Here is a 16,607-nt window from a genome sequence, read left to right on the forward strand (position 1 = left end):
GCCCAACCCGGCCACGGGCCTCAGGCCGCCGACGCACCCTCGGACACCCGCCGTCGTGGTGCGGGCCCGTTGCCGGGTGCGGCCGGGTTGGGCCAGCCCGCTCCGCCTCAGGCGAGCGGCCTACCCCCAACCCGCGGTGTGGGATCCGGGGACGGCAGCCCACGGGCCGGGCGGTGCGGTCGGGGCGCCGGGGCGTAAGCCCCGCCTGTATGTTCGGGCGGGGGGCTTGGGAGGCACCGGCTCCGGATAGGCTTGCGGAATGACGCGATCGGAGCAGCCGGCCGAGCACGAGCAACAGCAGCAGCCGACCACAGGTGTGACCCACGGGACAGACGGGGCTGACGCCTTCGCGGGTGATCTGGCCGCGGACTCGCGGGAGCGCGCGGTCGGGGCGCTGTTGAAGATCCCGCCGTTGCGGAAGCTGTGGGGCGCCCACTTCACGGGCACGGTCGCCGACCGCCTGGGACTGCTGACGCTGGTCGCGCTGACCGTTCAGGCGGCGGTGGCGGCGCAGCCGTTCGGCGGGGGCTATCGGGGCGCGGCCTTCGCCGTGGCGGCCGTGTTCGGGGCGCGACTGCTCGCGACGCTGCTGTTCGGCGCGGTCCTGCTGGGCCCGCTGAGTGCGCTGACGGCCCCGGACGGCGTCCTCGACCGCCGGTGGACGATGATCGGCGCCGACGCGGTCCGGCTGGCGCTGCTGATCGTGGCGCCGCTGTGGATCGACTGGGTGCCGGACACCGCCGTCGCCTGGCTGCTGGCCACCGTCTTCGTCACGGGCGTCGCCGAACGCCTCTGGACGGTCGCCAAGGACGGCGCCGCCCCCGCTCTGCTGCCCGCGCCCGCGCCGGGCGACGGGGTGGTGCGCCCGGCGCCGGACCACTTGGACGCGCTCCGGCGCCTGGATCTGCGTACGGGGTTCGTGGCGCTGCCGATCGCCGCCGCGGCGCTGGTCGCGGTCACCCTCGTCGGAAATCTGCTGGGCGTCGGCATCGGCTGGTTCGGCGCGCATCAGGTGGCGCTGGCGTCGTACGTGGCGGCGGGGCTGTTCTCGTCGTCCATCGCGGTCCTGTACTTCCTGGAACTGCCCAACTCGACCGCCGTCCGCCCGCGTTCGCCGCTGGAGGGCCTGCGGCTGCCCAAGGACGCGCACGGCGCGCCCGAGCGCGGCCGCACCGGGGCCGTGCCGCTGCTGGTGCTCGCCACAGCGGCCGTGGCGGGGGCGGTGGCCGCGGCCGTCGCGCTCGCGGTGCTGCATGCCTCGGACCTCGGTGGCGGCCCGGTGGGTTACGGCCTGCTCGTGCTGGCCCTCACCGCAGGGCCCGTGCTGGGCATCCGGATCGCCCCGCGCACCCTGCCCGGGCTGTCGCGGCGCCGGCTGTTCGCGCTCGCGATCGCCGTGACCGGGCTGGCGCTGCTGCTGGCCGGGGTCGTGCCGGACCCGACGACCGTGCTGTTGCTGGCGTTCCTCGCCGGGACCGCCGCCGGCATAACCGCCAACACCGGCCACACCCTCATCGACCAGGAGGCCGAGGAGCCCCGCCGGGCCCGGACCACCGAGCATCTGCACGCCGTGGTCAGGGTCTTCCTGGCCATCGCCGCCGTTGCCGCGCCGCTGCTCGCCGGGGTGATCGGCCGCCACCGTCTGGCGAACGGTTCCTTCACCTTCGACCACGGCGGAGCCGCGTACGCGCTGATGCTGGTCGGTGCGCTGCTGCTGCCGGTCGCCGCGATCGTGCTGGGCAAGACCGACGACCGCCAGGGCGTCCCGCTCCGCCGCGACCTGCGCGAGGCGCTGCGCGGCGGCGACCCGGCCCAGGTCCCGGCCACCACCGGCTTCTTCATCGCCCTCGAGGGCGGCGACGGCGCCGGGAAATCCACTCAGGTCGAGGCGCTGGCGGACTGGATCCGCGACAAGGGCCACGAGGTCGTCGTCACCCGTGAGCCCGGCGCGACCGCCGTCGGCAAGCGCCTGCGCTCGATCCTCCTCGACGTGTCGGGCGCCGGGCTCTCGCCCCGCGCCGAGGCGCTGCTGTACGCCGCCGACCGCGCCGAGCACGTCGACTCCGTCGTACGCCCAGCCCTCGAACGCGGCGCGGTCGTCATCTCCGACCGCTACATCGACTCCTCCGTCGCCTACCAGGGCGCCGGTCGCGATCTCGCCCCGACCGAGGTCGCCCGCATCTCGCGCTGGGCCACCGACGGTCTCGTACCGCATCTGACGGTCCTGCTCGACGTCGCCCCCGAGACCGCCCGCGAGCGCTTCACCGAGGCCCCCGACCGGCTCGAGTCCGAGCCCGCCGAGTTCCACCAGCGCGTACGGTCCGGCTTCCTCACCCTCGCCGCCGCCGACCCGGCCCGCTACCTCGTCGTCGACGCCGGCCAGGAGCCGGAGGCGGTGACCACGGTCGTACGCCACCGGCTCGACCAGGTCCTCCCGCTCTCCGCGAAGGAGATCGAGGCCCGCGAGCAAGCCCGGCGCGCCGCGGAGGAGGAGGCCCGGCGCCTGGCGGAGGAGGAAGCCGCCCGCAAGGCCGAGGAAGAGCGGCTGGAGCGCGAGCGCCAGGCCCAGCTCGACAAGCTCCGAGCGGAGGAAGCCGAGCGCAAGCGGCTCATCGAGGAGGCAGCCCGCCGCGAGGTCGAGGAACGCGAGGCCGAGGAGGCCCGGAAGCGGGCCGAGGAAGCGCGCCGCGTGGCCGAGGAGGAGCGCCTGCGCCGCGAGGCCCAGGAGCGGGTCTACGAGGAGGAGCAGGCGCGGCTCCGCCGCCAGAAGGAGGAAGAGGCCCGCCTCCGCGCCGAGGCGGAGGAACGGCGCCTGGAGAAGCAGCGCAAGGCCGAGGAGGCTTTGCTCCGGGCCGAGCAGGCCCGCATCGAGGCCGCGGAGGCTGCCGAGGCCACCCGCACCGTCGAGGTGCCGCGTCTCGAAGACCCGACCGAGACCATCGAGGTCCCCGCGCCGGACGCCGAGGAGACGGCTGTCCTGCCCGCGGTGCCCCCGGTTTCCCCGAACGAGGAGACCGCGGTGCTGCCGCCCGTACGGGACACGTCCGGTCCGGACGCCGACGAGACCGCCGTCCTGCCCAAGGCGGACGACGGCCCCACCGACCGCGTGCCGTCCGACTTCTTCCGCCCCGCCGAACCCGAGAACGAGCGCACCCGCGAACTCCCCGCCGCCCAGCCGCCCTCCCGTCGCCCCCGTCCCTCCTGGGCCGAGGAAACCCCCCTCGACGACCTCCCCTCCCTCGCCGACGAACTCCTCGGCCCGCACGACGACGACCACCCCGACGGCCGCCGCCGCTAGCCTGCGGCGTCCACCGGGCAAGGAGCGCCGGCACGGCCCCCTGGGGCTCCGCCCCAGTCCCGCCCCCGGCCGAAGGCTGGGGGTGGGGGCACCTCCCAAAGGAAGCTTTGGGGGGCTGGCACAACCCGGCCACGGACCCGCACCGAAGAACGCACGCGTCCGGGGTCCAGGGGCAGCGCCCCGGACCGGCAGCGGCCGCGGGGTGCGAATACGCGGGTGCGCAAGGCAGAACCCCACCACAATGGGCCCGTGCGGTACTTGATCCTTGGCCCAGCGGAGGCGCGGAGCGCCGGCGGCGAGCCGGTTCCCCTTGGGGGGACGCGGTTGCGGGCGCTGCTGACCGCGCTCGCGCTGAGGGCGCCGCACGCGGTGTCCGTGGAGGCGCTGATCGGCGAGGTGTGGGGCGGTCCGGAAGACGAGCCGCCCTACGACGCCCCCGGCGCGCTGCAGGCACTGGTGTCCCGCCTGCGCCGCGCGGTGGGCAAGGACGCGATCACCTCGGGCCCGGCGGGCTACCGGCTGCAGGCCGAAGCGGACGACGTGGACCTGCACACCTTCGAGCGGCTCGTACGCGAAGGCATCGCCGCCCTCGACACCGACCACGACCCCGCGACCGCCGCCGCCACCCTCCACCGGGCCCTGGCACTGTGGCGCGGCCCCGCGCTCGCCGACCTGCCGGACCGGGCGAGCGCGGCGGCCCGACCCGAGGCGCTGCGGGTCACGGCGACGCAGCGCAGGATCGACGCGGAGCTGGCGCTGGGCAAGGGCGCGGACGTACTGCCGCAGCTGCGCGGGCTGGTCGCGGAGCAGCCGCTGCACGAGCCGTTCCGGGCGCAGTTGATGCGTGCGCTGCGCGCGACGGGGCGGGCGGCGGACGCGCTGATGGCGTACGAGGAGGCCAGAACCGCCCTCGCGGACCACCTCGGCACCGACCCGGGCCCGGAACTGCGCGCGCTGCACGCCGAGTTGCTCCAGGCGGCCGAAGCGCCGGCCCCGGCACCGGCGCAGGGCAACCTGCGGGCCCGCCTCACGACCTTCGTCGGCCGCGAGGCCGAACTCCGCGCTCTCCGGGCCGCCATGGCGGCCGGTCGTCTGATCACCCTCACCGGCCCGGGCGGCTCGGGCAAGACGCGCCTCGCCCAGCAGGCGGCGGAGGCGACGCAGACGGCGGCCGCCTTCCCCGACGGCACCTGGCTCGCCGAACTCGCCCCGCTGGACCAGCCCGCCGCCGTTCCCGGCGCGGTGCTGACCGCGCTGGGGCGCCGGGACACCAGTGTGTTCGCGGCCGGCATGGAGGCCCGTACGGGAGTGGTGCACGAGCCCGCCGACGCCACCGCCCGCATCATCGAACACTGCCGACGGCGCCGCCTGCTCCTCGTACTCGACAACTGCGAGCACGTCATCGGCGCTGCCGCCGCCCTCGCCGACACGCTCCTCGCGGCGTGCCCCGGCGTGACGATCCTGGCGACCAGCCGCGAACCCCTGCTGGTGCCCGGCGAAGCCGTACGCCCCGTGGAGCCGCTCCCGCCGCCCACCGCGCAGCGGCTCTTCGCCGAGCGCGCGGCGGCCGTACGACCGGGCTTCGACCCGGCGCCGCACGCGCACGCCATCAACGAGATCTGCCGTCGCCTGGACGGCCTGCCGCTCGCCATCGAACTCGCCGCCGCCCGCCTGCGGATGCTCACCCCGCGCCAGATCGCCGACCGCCTCGACGACCGCTTCCGGCTCCTCACCGGCGGCAGCCGCACCCTCCTGCCGCGCCAGCAGACACTGCGCGCGGTCGTCGACTGGAGCTGGGACCTGCTGGACGAGGACGAGCGCACCGCCCTGCGCCGTTTCAGCGTCTTCGCGGGCGGCTGCACGCTCGCCGCCGCCGAGGAGGTGATCGGCGAGCCGGACACGCTGCACGTCCTCGGCCGGCTCGTCGACAAGTCCCTGGTCGTGCCGGAGCGGACGGCGGACGACATCCGCTACCGCATGCTGGAGACCATCCACGAGTACGTCACCGAGCAGGCGGCAGCCCACCCGTCGCCCGCCACCACCCCTCCAACGAGCGCTTCGCACGCCCCAGGTGATTCCGACGATCTCGCGGCGACCGCCGCCCGCCACACCGCCCACTACCGCGAGTTCGTCCGCACCGCCGACCTCCGGCTGCGCGGCCCCGACCAGCTCCACTGGGCCGACCGCGTCGAGGCGGAACTCGACAACATCCGGGCCGCCCTGCACCGCACGATCCAAGCCGGCGCCGTGGACGACGCGACCGCGATCGCCCTCGGGATGGGCTGGTTCTGGTGGCTGCGTACGTACCGGGACGAGGCCATCGTCTGGCTGGACCGGGTCGTGGCGCTCGGTGGGCTGCCCGACGGTCCCGAAGACCCCGGCTTCTGGCCGCGTATGGACCTGCGGTTGCTGCACCTTTTCGTGAAGAGCGACATCAGCTCCCAGGAGGAGTTCTTCACCGACGAAGCCCGGGCCCTCGCCGCCCGCATCATCGAGGCCTACCGGCGCCCCGGGCCGCCCACCGCCCGCTTCCCGGGCCTGCTGTGGCCGTTCGCCGGCTTCATCGTCGGCGAGTTCGCCATGGTCCGCGAGAACATGGACGCGGTCGTCGACAACTGCCGTGCGTACGGCGACGACTGGGCGCTGGCGAGCGCGTTCCTCTTCCGTACCCACATCCTCGTCGACACCCCCGGCGGCATGACGCGCGCCGACGCCGACCTGCCCGAGGTGCGGGCCCTCAGCGAAAGCACCGGCGACCGCTGGCTGCGGGCGCAGGTGTACGGTGCGAGCGCCGAGATCCACTTCGTACGGGGTGAGTACGCCGAAGCGCAGGCCGACCTGGAGGCCGCCCGGCGGCTGGGGGAGGAGCTGGGGGCGCGCGGCGAAGGGCCGTTCCTGACCGCCCGGATGGGCGAGGTGGCGCGCCGCGCCGGGGACGGCGAGGCAGCGGGGAAGCTGCTGCAGGAGGCCCTGGAGGAGGCCGAGCGCTACGGCGTGTGGGATGCCCGGACCTACATCCGCTACCTCCTCGCGCAGCTCGCCCTCGACGCCGGCGACGTCCCGCGGGCCCGCGAGCTGAACGACCTCGCCCGCACCCAGGCCACCCTCGGCACACCGCCGCCGATGTTCGGCGTCATCCTCGACACCCTCGCCGCCGCCGTCACCGCCGCCGAGGGCCACCCGCGCGACGCCCTCGTCGCCCTCACCCACGCGCTGCGCGCCGGCCTCGACAGCGCCCTTACGGGGGCTCAGCTCGCCGCCGTCGTCGAACAGGCCGCCGCCGTACTCGTCGCCCTCGGCGAGCCCGGCCGGGCGGCGCGGCTGCACGGCGCCGCCCACACCCTCTGGGGCGAGCTGCCCCGCTCCGTGCCGGAGGCGCGGCAGCTGGCCGCCGTCGAGGCCGTGGCGCGGGAGGTGCTGGGCGATGCCGCGTACGAGGCCGCCTGCGGGGAGGGCCGGTCGCTGGGCGCCGAGGAGGCGTACCGTGTCCTTGAGCTTTCAATCGCCGAGGAGTGAGTCAGCCGTGAAGGTCGAGATCTACAGCGACATAGCCTGCCCGTGGTGCTACGTCGGCAAGCGCCGCTTCGAGCGTGCCCTCGCCGCCTTCCCGCAGGCCGACTCCGTCGAGGTGATCTACCGGCCCTACCAACTCGTCCCCGACAAGAGCGACCGGCCCGAGCCGCACCGCGAGTACCTCACCGCGCGTTACGGCCCCCAGGCCGAGGCCATGGACGCCCGCCTCGTCGAACTCGGCCGCGCCGAAGGCCTCCCCTTCGACTTCGACACGGTCCTGGAGAACAACACCCTCCTCGCCCACCGCCTGCTCCGGCACGCCCTCACCGCCTACGGCCCCACCGTCCAGGCCACCCTCAAGGACCGCCTCCTCACCGCCCACTTCGCCGAGGGCGTCGACATCGGCGACCGCGCCGCGCTCACGACTCTCGCCGCCGACGCCGGCCTCGACGCCGACCGCGCAGCCGCCTTCCTCGCCTCCGACGACGGCCACGACGAGGTCCTCGCCGAGATCGAATCCGCCCGTGAGCTCGGCATCACCGCCGTCCCCACCTTCGTCTTCGAGGGCCAGTGGGCCGTCCAGGGCGGCCAGGAATCCTCCACCTTCCTGCGCGTCCTCGAGCAGGTGGCCAAGGACACCGGCGCCGCCGCGCCGGCCGCCGCCGAGGCCTGTGACACCGACGGCGCCTGCGAGGTGCCTGCGGCGGGCTGACCGGGCCTGGGCCCGGTCTGACAAATCTCGCCTGCCCCGCGACGCTCCCCCAGCCTGGCGGCTGGGTGGTGCCCCCAGGCACGCGCGCTCGCTGCGTTGTCGGAGTCGCCCACTACGAGGGCAATCCTCCGCCTTGCGATCGCACGCACCGGACGACGCTCCTTGACGGGCGAACATTGGCGGTCACGGCACTAGTTACAGCTGATCCGGGACATGGCCCAGTCGGCGACGTTCACGGGCTGCCAGCCGTCCGCGGCCTCGACGACCAGCCGGAGGGTCTTGCGCCCGGCGAGCGACGCATGCACCGGCAGGGCCGCGTCGCCGCCGTGGATGACGCCCGACTGCCACAGGCGGGTGTCGTCCCCGTAGACGGAGAAGCGGGCCGAGCCCAGGCCGAGGGCGAGGTCGTCGATGCCTACCAGGGCGTCGTACGAGGTGCACGAGCGATTGAGGTCGATGGTCACGGAGGACGGGGTGGAGACGGTGACCCCGTAGCCGTATGTCGTGCCGCCGATGCCAAGGCCCCAGCGCCGCCAGACCCAATCACCGGTACGGATCGTGGGCTCGGAGGCGTCGCCGAGCGGGGCGTAGCCGAGCTGGTTGACCTGGTAGACCTCGGCCGCCGGGGTCGGGGTGGGCGTGGGGGTCGGGGTCGGGGTCGGGGTGGGGCTCGGCTTCTTGGTGGGCGTCGGCGACGGAGTCGGGGGCGCCTTCTTCGTCGTCGTCGGGCTCGGCGTGGGCGTCGGGGTGGGCGACGGCGCGGCCTGCTGCACCGGCGCCGGGCTGGGCGAGGGCTTCGGCTTGTTCGAGGGCGCGGGCCCGGCCGGCGCCTCGACGACGGGCGAGGGCTTGGGCTGCGCCTTCACCGGTGCCTTGTCGTGGCCCCCGGTCAGGGCGATGGCCAGCGCCACGCCCGCCGCGGCCACGACGACGCCCGCCGCGATGCCGACCTTGAGCGGCGTACTGGCGCCCTCGGCGGCCGCCGCGCCGCCCACACCGGCGCCGGCCGAGCCGCCACCGCCGGAGGCAGCCGCAACGGTGCCGCCCGCCGCCGCGCCGACGGCCGCGCCGCCCGCCACGATCCCGGCCGCCTTGGCGGCGTACGCAGCCGCGAACCAGCCGACCACCGCGACCGGCAGCAGTCCCTTCAGGGCTGCATTGACGTCGGCCAGCTCGGCCGCGGCCAGCCGGCAGTTCCCGCACTCCCCGAGGTGCTTGCGCAACTCCCGGTCGGCCCGCATCCGCAGGCCGCCGCGCGCATGCGCACCCAGCCGGTCCGCGTAACGGGCGCAGGAGCCCTCCGCCGTCAGCGTCGAGGAGACGTGCGCCTGAAGGTAGGCCTGCCGCAGCCCCTCCCGCGCGCGGTGCGCGAGGACCGCCGTGGCGTTGGCGGTCAGGCCGAGCAGCGGAGCGATCTCGCTGGGGGACTCCTCCTCGACCGCCGTGTGCCAGAGCACGGCCTGCCAGCGCTCGGGCAGGGTACGGAAGGCCTGGATGGCCAGCGACTGCTCCGCCTCGTGCATGGCGTGTACGTCGGCGCCGAGGTCGAGGGTGTCCTCGTTCGTGGACGACCCGGCCGCCGACACCGCGAACGCCGCGAAGTCGTCGACCAGTTGCTCCCGCTTGGCGGTGTTGCCCCAGGACGCGGCGACCCGCCGTACCGTCGTCAGCAGATACGCCCGCACGGCTGCGTCGGGTCCGCTGCCGCCACGGATCGCCTGCAACGTACGCGCGAACACCTCGCCGGTGAGGTCCTCGGCGGTGTGCGCGTCGCGGCAGCAACTCCGGGCGTAGCGCCGTACGGCATCGGCGTGCCGCCGGTAGAGCTCCTCGTACGCGGTGTCGTCACCGCCGCGCACCCGCGCGACGAGTTCGGCGTCCGCGAGCGGCACCGCCCCGGCGGCCTCGGCGGCGTCACCGGAATCCTGCGCCGGTACCCGCGCGGAATCGGGCCCAACGGGCTGCCGCCCCGGCTCACGCTGCCCGGGTACCCGTTCCCGCGACGGCAGGCCCTCGCTCGCTTCCGCGGCGGCCCCCGGCTCCCCGATTCCCTCGTCCACGGCGCAAAGCCTGTCACACGCGTGCGCTTCTGCTCCCCGGTCGAGCAGGGAACCACTCGTCCGGGGAGTTTTCCCTCCCCGGACCTTTGGCCATGACTCGAACGGGGCAGTGAACAGGGCACGCCTTTACGCCACCGCGCTGGTTCCCGCCCGCCTCGTCCGCTGCCTACGCGACTACGCCGCCGGCCGCGACCGCAGCCCGTCCACCAGGATGTCCAGCAACCGCGCCGAAGCCGCCGCCTGCTGGGCCGGATCGGGCAGCACCGGTGCAGCCGTGGCGATCACCAGCAGCACATCGGCCACCGACACGTCGCCGCGCAGCTCACCCGCCTCCCGCGCCCGGTCGACGAGTTGCCCGACGACCTCCAGCAGCTCCGTCACCCCGGGGCCGGAGCTTCCGTCGTCCTCCAGCGCCCCGCGCTGCTGCGGAACCCGGGCCGCCTCTTCGGCAGCCGACCGCACCTGGAGCACCTGCGGCGGCAGCAGCCGTCCGGCGCCCGAGGCCACCGACGTCCGCAGGAAGCGCGACAGCGCCGGCCAGGCCTCGTCCTCCTGCCCGAGAGCAGCCCGCGCCTGCTCGGTGAGCCGCGCGGTCTCCTCCTCGGCTATTCGCCTGACCAGTACGTCCTTGCTCGGGAACCGCCGGTAGACGGTGCCGACCCCGACCCGGGCCCGCCGGGCCACGTCCTCCATCGGCGCGCCGTAACCGAGCTCGCCGAACACCTCTCGCGCGGCTCGCAGTACGTGTTCCAGATTGCGCTGGGCGTCCACCCGCAGCGGGGCGGGCCGACCCCCACCGCCGTTCGCGCCCGTCACTGCGTCCACTGTCGCCGCCGTCGCCCAATGAGGGTCCTGAATGCGCATATGTGTATCCCCCGGTAATGACGTCTCCCCCCGGAGACTTCCCCACCCCATGAATGCCGGAGCACGACGAACGCACCCCGACGGGTTACGAACATAGTTGAGCATTGGTCAAGAAAGAAGGGGGCGCCCCCCGACGATCCGCGCCACGATCGGAGTACCCGCCCCGACTCGTTCGTCTTGCCCCGCTCTTTCCCACTCCGCCCGTCCAGCATGGGCCGTCCCTCCGAGATCCGGCAATCCCATGCCGTACGCCCTGTGGACAAACCCCGGTCGCCCAATGCCTCATGGAGCGATGGGCCCACTCAAAGAGCCGGAGATCCCCCGCATCCTGATCGTCGGCGGCGGTTACGTAGGGATGTACACCGCACTTCGCCTGCAGAAGAAGCTGAAGCTGGCGCGGGGCGAGGCGGAAATCGTGGTGGTCGAGCCGCAGCCCTATATGACCTACCAGCCCTTCCTCCCCGAGGCGGCCGCCGGTTCCATCTCCCCGCGCCATGTCGTCGTCCCGCTGCGCCGGGTCCTCGACAAGTGCAAGCTCGTCATCGGCGAGGCCCACCGCATCGACCACGCCAAGCGGATCGCGATCGTCTCCACCCTCGCCACCGAGGAGGAAGGTTCAGGCGACATCGAGATCCCGTACGACCAGCTCGTCCTGGCCCCCGGCTCGGTCTCCCGGACGCTCCCCATCCCGGGCCTCGCCGAGCACGGCATCGGCTTCAAGACCGTCGAGGAGGCCATCGGGCTGCGCAACCACGTCCTGGAGCAGCTCGACATCGCCTCGTCGACCCGCGATGTCGACGTCCGCGACGCCGCCCTGACCTTCGTCTTCGTCGGTGGCGGCTACGCGGGCGTCGAGGCACTGGGCGAGCTGGAGGACATGGCCCGCTTCGCCGTCCGCTACTACCACAACGTCGTCCCCGAGGACCTGAAGTGGATCCTGGTCGAGGCCACCGACCGGATCCTCCCCGAGGTCGGCGAGGAGATGGGCCGGTACGCCATCAGCGAGCTGCGCGGCCGCAACATCGACATCCGCCTCGACACCCGCCTCGAATCGGTCGAGCACCGCGTCGCCGTCCTCAGCGACGGCTCCCGTTTCCCGACCCGGACGCTCGTCTGGACCGCCGGCGTCAAGCCGCACCCCGTCCTCGGCCACAGCGACCTGCCGGTCAACGAGCGGGGCCGCCTCAAGTGCACCGCCGAGCTGCGCATCGACGGCACCGAGGGTGCCTGGGCGGCCGGTGACGCGGCCGCCGTCCCGGACCTCACCGCCCCGGACCCCGGCACCGTGACCGCGCCCAACGCCCAGCACGCCGTACGCCAGGCCAAGGTCCTCGCCGACAACCTCACCGCCACCCTGCGCGGGCAGCCGCTCACCGAATACCGGCACAAGTACATCGGCTCGGTCGCCTCACTCGGCCTGCACAAGGGCGTCGCGTACCTCTACGGCCGCAAGGCCAAGGGCTACCCGGCCTGGTTCATGCACCGTGCCTACCACCTCAGCCGGGTGCCGACCTTCAACCGCAAGGCCCGTGTCCTGGCCGAATGGACCCTCTCCGGGCTCTTCAAGCGTGAGATCGTCTCGCTCGGCTCCCTGGAGCACCCACGCGCCGAATTCGAACTCGCCGCGGGCCTCGGCCGCAAGCCCGACGCGCCCTGACAAGCAGTGCGGACACCGTCGCCGATTCCCCCCGGGCGGCGGGTCGGCCACACTGGGCGGGTGACCATGCGTGCGTCAGCACCTGCAAAGAGTGACAATCACGAGGAATCGGACGTTTGCAGCATTCACTGAAAGACCAGGCCATGACACCGCGAGGCGAACGTCGGTGAACCTCACGCGTTGGAGCGCCCGGCTCCCCGGAACACAGCGACGCAATGCCGTCCCCGCCGAAGCGCTGCCCTCAGGCGGTGGCGCAGTCCCGGCTGCCCGGGCCCGCAAGGGCGAGCACGCCGACCGCGCCGACGAGGCGGCCCACGGCCTCGCCGCGCTCTCCGTCCACGACATGCTCGGCCAGGTCCCCGCGCTCATCGCCGTCACGTACGGTCCCTCGCACCGGATCGGCTACGTCAACGACGCATACGCCGACGTCTTCGGCCCCCGCCCGCCCGGCGACCCGGCCCGCGAAGCCCTCCCCGAGCTCGCCGAGCTGGGCCTCCTCCCCCTCATGGACCAGGTCTACCGAAGCGGCAAGCCCCGTACGGTCAAGGCCCGTCGCGTCGCCACACCCAGCCGCCAGGGCTACTTCACCTTCACCTGCACCCCCGTCCAGGCGGCCGCGGGCGACGGCGGCGTCCTCGTCTTCGCCGCCGACGTCACCGACCAGGTCCAGTCCGCCGAGCGCCTGCGCGAGAGCGAACGCCGCCTCCACGACACCGCGGTGACCCTCCAGCGCAGCCTGCTCCCCCAGGAGCTCGAACAGCCCGATGACCTCCGGGTGGCCGCCACCTACCAGCCCGGCGGCACCGACGCCGCCGTCGGCGGCGACTGGTACGACGTCATCACCCTCGGCGCCGGCCGCACCGCCCTGGTCATCGGCGACGTCATGGGCCGCGGCGTCCGCGCCGCCGCCGTCATGGGCCAGCTCCGCACCGCCGTACGCGCCTACGCCCGGCTCGACCTCCCCCCGCACGAGGTCATCCAGCTCCTCGACGGCCTCGCCGCCGAAATCGACGCCACCCAGATCGCCACCTGCGTCTACGCCGTCCACGACCCCAGCGAGAGCTGCCTCTCGTACGCCACCGCAGGCCATCTGCCGATCCTCGTACGCGACGCCCAAGGCGTCGTCCACCGCGCCGACGAGCCCACCGGCCCGCCCCTGGGCACCGGTGGCTGGATGCACACCTCCGGATCCATCCCCCTCGGCCCCGGCTCCACCGCCGTGCTCTACACCGACGGCCTCATCGAACGGCGCGGCGAGGACATCGACGAAGGCCTCGCCGCCCTCATGAACGCCCTCGCCGGCGCGACCGGAACACCCTCGGTGATCTGCGACCGCCTGCTGCGCGCCCTCGGCGTCACCTCCGAGCACGACGACGACGTCGCCGTCCTCGTCCTCCAGTACCCCGACCACGAAGGCCCCGCCGCCGAGCTCTTCCGCAACGCCTCCCTGGACCTCCTCGGCGGCATCGAAGCCGCCCCGCGAGCCCGCGCCTTCGCCTCCGGCGTCCTCGCCTCCTGGCGCTTCCCCGTCGAGCTGGTCGACCTCGGCGTCCTGGCCGCGAGCGAACTGGTCGCCAACTCCCTGCAACACGGCGTCCCGCCCATGCGGCTCCGGCTCCGCCGAACGGACCGGCGCCTCATCATCGAAGTCACCGACGGCGACGACCACCTCCCCCGCCGCCGCCGCGCCGAACCCGCCGACGAAGCGGGCCGGGGCATCTCGATCATCGCCACCATCGCCTCGGCCTGGGGCTCCCGCCGCACCCCGGGCGGCGGCAAAGCGGTCTGGTGCGAGTTCGCGCTGCCGCAGGCCTGACGTGGGGTTGTGGGTAGGCCGTCCGCCTGAGGCGGAGGGGTTGGCACAACCCGACCACGGGCGTGCCGGCCGCCAACGCCTCCTCAGGCCGCGACCCGCTCCGGCGTGCCCTGAGCCACGATCCGCGACGCCCGCAACGGCTGGTCCTGCGCCGGGGCGAGGCTGCGCCCCATCCGCAGCGCGAGCCACGAAATGCCCAGCGAGAAGGCAACCAGCATCACGATGTACGGCCCGTAAAACCCCGCACCGGCCATGAGCCCGCCCACCGCCGGCCCAATCGCCAGCGCGAGCTGCTTCACCAGAGCGAAAGCCGAGTTGTACTGCCCGACGAACCGCGCCGGCGCCAGATCGGCTACCAGCGGAGCGACGGTCGGCGACAGCATCGCCTCGCCGAGCCCGAAGATCGCGTACGTGGAGATCAGCAGAGCCGTCGCCACTGCCTGCGACCCGTGCACCAGCCCCGACAGACCCGCCGTGACCCAGGCGAGCGCCCACAGCAGGCCGACCGCCGCGATGACGCGGCTGCGCCGACGCCGTTCCACGGTCTTCAGGATCAGGAACTGCGCGATGACGATGACCGCCGTGTTCGCGGCCAGCGCGATCCCCAGCGTCGACGTCGAGATCCGGGTGACCTCGGTCGCGAAAGCCGCCAGCCCCGACTCGAACTGCCCGTAGCAGGCGAAGAACATGACCCCGCCCAGCACACACAGCTGCACCATCGCCCGGTCGGCGAAGAGCACCCGCCAGCCGTTGACGGCCTTCTCCGTCGGCGCGGCGCCGATCCGGGCGACCTTCGGCAGCCGCACCGAAGCCACGACCCCGCCGAGGACCAGGAACATCACGCCCTCGATCGTGAAGAGCAACGTGAAGGACCCCGGACGCGACGCGTCCACCATCAGCCCGCCGATCAGCCCGCCGATCCCCAGGCCGAGATTGGCCAGGAAGAACTGCGTCGCGAACGCCCGCGACCGCGTCCTCGGCGTCGAGCACCACACGATGAGCGTCGCCAGCGCCGGCTGCATGACCGCGATCCCCGCGCCCATCACCGCCGAAGCCGCGATCGCCAGCGGCGCGGTCGCCGCCAGCCCGAAGCCCATCGCCCCGACGGCCGCCGTCACCGAACCGGTCAGCAGCACAGGCAGCGGCCCCCGCCGGTCGATCGTCCGACCGGTGAACGGCAGCACGGCAAGCGCGGCCACAGCGAATGCCGACAGGACCACGCCCGCCGTACCCGCCCCCAGACCCCGCACCTGCGCCACATAGACGAACAGGTACGGGACGGTGAAGCCGTTGCCGAACGCGCTCAACGCGTTCCCCAGCTGGATCCGGCGCAGTGCTGCGCCCATCGCGGTAGTCACACCCACCCCTTAGGTCAGTAGTCCTCGATCTCGAAGACTTCGAAGTTAAAGTTCGAAGCTAAACTGTACATCCCGGAAGTCTTTAGCGCCAATGGTTTACGTGGGACACTCGACCCATGACCACCGCAGCGGATGGCCCGTCCAGCGCCCCCCACGAGCTGGATCTCGATGAGCAGATCGCGATCTACCAGCGCGAATATCCCGAGGTCGACCCCCAGGTCGAGAAGGTCGTCACCGCCCTCGGCCGCCTCAACCGCCGTATGACCGTGGGCTACGGTCGCCACCTCTCCGCTGTGGGCATCAGCAGCGCCGAATGGGAGGTCCTCAAGGCCCTCGTCCTCGTCGGCCGCCCCTACCGCCTGGGCCCCGGCGACCTCGCCAAGCGCCTCGGCCTCACCCCGGCCGCCATGACCCATCGCATCGACCGCATGGTCTCCGAAGGTCTCGTCACCCGTGAACGCGACGAGACCAACCGCGTCCGCGTCATCGTCGAGCTCACCGACGAAGGCCGCAGCAAGTGGCTCCAGACCATGCGCATGGCCTCCGCCTTCGAGGACGACCTCCTCCAGGACCTCTCCCCCGACGAACGCAGCCAACTCGGCGAGATGCTCTCCCGCCTCCTCCGCCGCGTCGAAGCCACCCAACCCGACGCCGGCGGGCGTCTGCAGGACCTCGACTGAGGCGGTTTGACACTCGGGGTGCCGATGCGTAGTGTTCTCCGAGTTGCCCAACGGTGGACGCCGATTCCGGTCGGCCCCGAGGCAGCCATTCCACAGCGAGTACTCGAACGAACGACAGCATGTCGTCTCGTTTTCGTGCGCGTTTTCGGAATGAGGATCAACTCGTTTTGAATTGAGCACAGCGCTCGATTTGGATCGGGCGACGCCGATCCGCTAATGTTTCACCTGTCGGAACGGCCCAACAGCCGGAAAAACAAAGCCCGCTGACAGGGAATCAGGGCCGAAAGGGTCTGATACAGTCGGAACCGCCGAAAAGCGAAAGCCGGACGGCAGCCCCTCCAGAGGGTGGCGGAAACGAGAAATCGGGTCTGCTAAGCTGGAGACACGAAGGGAAAGCCCGGAGTGGCCGGTGAAACGGCCGCGAAGGAAGCTTCCGTTCCTTGAGAACTCAACAGCGTGCCAAAAGTCAACGCCAGATATGTTGATACCCCGTCCGTCCGGCCCGTAGGGCTGGTGGATGAGGTTCCTTTGAAGAACAAAAACACAGCGAGGACGCTGTGCGCGACTGGGATTATTCCTCCCGGTCGCGCCGCTCTTGCGTGAAGACATTCACGGAGAGTTTGATCCTGGCTCAGGACGAACGCTGGCG

General features: G+C 72.9%; 9 protein-coding genes. 6 read left to right on the top strand and 3 right to left on the bottom strand.

All coding sequences use genetic code 11. From position 1 onward, the window contains the following. Positions 1-259: 259 nt before the first annotated feature. The 3 genes from tmk (at position 260) to ACFXJ5_RS07780 (ending at position 7,523) form a co-directional block, all read left to right on the top strand. The gene (gene tmk, locus ACFXJ5_RS07770; protein ID WP_384628278.1) at positions 260-3,298 is read left to right on the top strand and encodes a dTMP kinase; all 3,039 of its coding nucleotides are present in this window, start codon (positions 260-262) and stop codon (positions 3,296-3,298) included. A 249-nt stretch (positions 3,299-3,547) separates the two neighbouring features. Then, positions 3,548-6,814 carry a BTAD domain-containing putative transcriptional regulator gene (locus tag ACFXJ5_RS07775; protein ID WP_384628281.1) on the top strand — a complete coding sequence of 1,089 codons (3,267 nt, stop codon included), beginning with the start codon at positions 3,548-3,550 and terminating at the stop codon, positions 6,812-6,814. Positions 6,815-6,821: 7 nt separating this feature from the next. Then, entirely contained in the window at positions 6,822-7,523 is a 702-nt protein-coding gene (locus ACFXJ5_RS07780) for a DsbA family oxidoreductase (RefSeq protein WP_384628283.1), read from the top strand. Between the two features lie 191 nt (positions 7,524-7,714). On the opposite strand, the gene ACFXJ5_RS07785 is transcribed toward ACFXJ5_RS07780, so the two are convergent. Next, entirely contained in the window at positions 7,715-9,583 is a 1,869-nt protein-coding gene (locus ACFXJ5_RS07785) for a sigma-70 family RNA polymerase sigma factor (RefSeq protein WP_384628286.1), read from the bottom strand. Between the two features lie 174 nt (positions 9,584-9,757). After that, entirely contained in the window at positions 9,758-10,447 is a 690-nt protein-coding gene (locus ACFXJ5_RS07790; protein WP_384628288.1) for a TetR/AcrR family transcriptional regulator, read from the bottom strand. A gap of 292 nt (positions 10,448-10,739) precedes the next feature. Here ACFXJ5_RS07790 and ACFXJ5_RS07795 point away from each other — a divergent pair, with 292 nt between their 5' ends. Continuing rightward, a complete protein-coding gene (locus tag ACFXJ5_RS07795) occupies positions 10,740-12,104 on the top strand; it encodes an NAD(P)/FAD-dependent oxidoreductase (RefSeq protein WP_384628291.1) in 1,365 nt (454 codons plus the stop codon). Positions 12,105-12,270: 166 nt separating this feature from the next. After that, complete coding sequence (locus ACFXJ5_RS07800; protein ID WP_384628294.1) at positions 12,271-13,920, top strand: SpoIIE family protein phosphatase; 1,650 nt, start codon at positions 12,271-12,273, stop codon at positions 13,918-13,920. 83 nt (positions 13,921-14,003) lie between these two features. Here the strand turns inward: ACFXJ5_RS07800 and ACFXJ5_RS07805 are convergent, their stop codons facing one another. After that, a complete protein-coding gene (locus ACFXJ5_RS07805; protein ID WP_384628297.1) occupies positions 14,004-15,278 on the bottom strand; it encodes an MFS transporter in 1,275 nt (424 codons plus the stop codon). A 116-nt stretch (positions 15,279-15,394) separates the two neighbouring features. Here ACFXJ5_RS07805 and ACFXJ5_RS07810 point away from each other — a divergent pair, with 116 nt between their 5' ends. Beyond that, complete coding sequence (locus tag ACFXJ5_RS07810; RefSeq protein WP_384628300.1) at positions 15,395-15,958, top strand: MarR family winged helix-turn-helix transcriptional regulator; 564 nt, start codon at positions 15,395-15,397, stop codon at positions 15,956-15,958. Positions 15,959-16,607 lie beyond the last annotated feature (649 nt).

The sequence above is a fragment of the Streptomyces sp. NPDC059373 genome, from assembly GCF_042751495.1.
Lineage (GTDB): Bacteria > Actinomycetota > Actinomycetes > Streptomycetales > Streptomycetaceae > Actinacidiphila.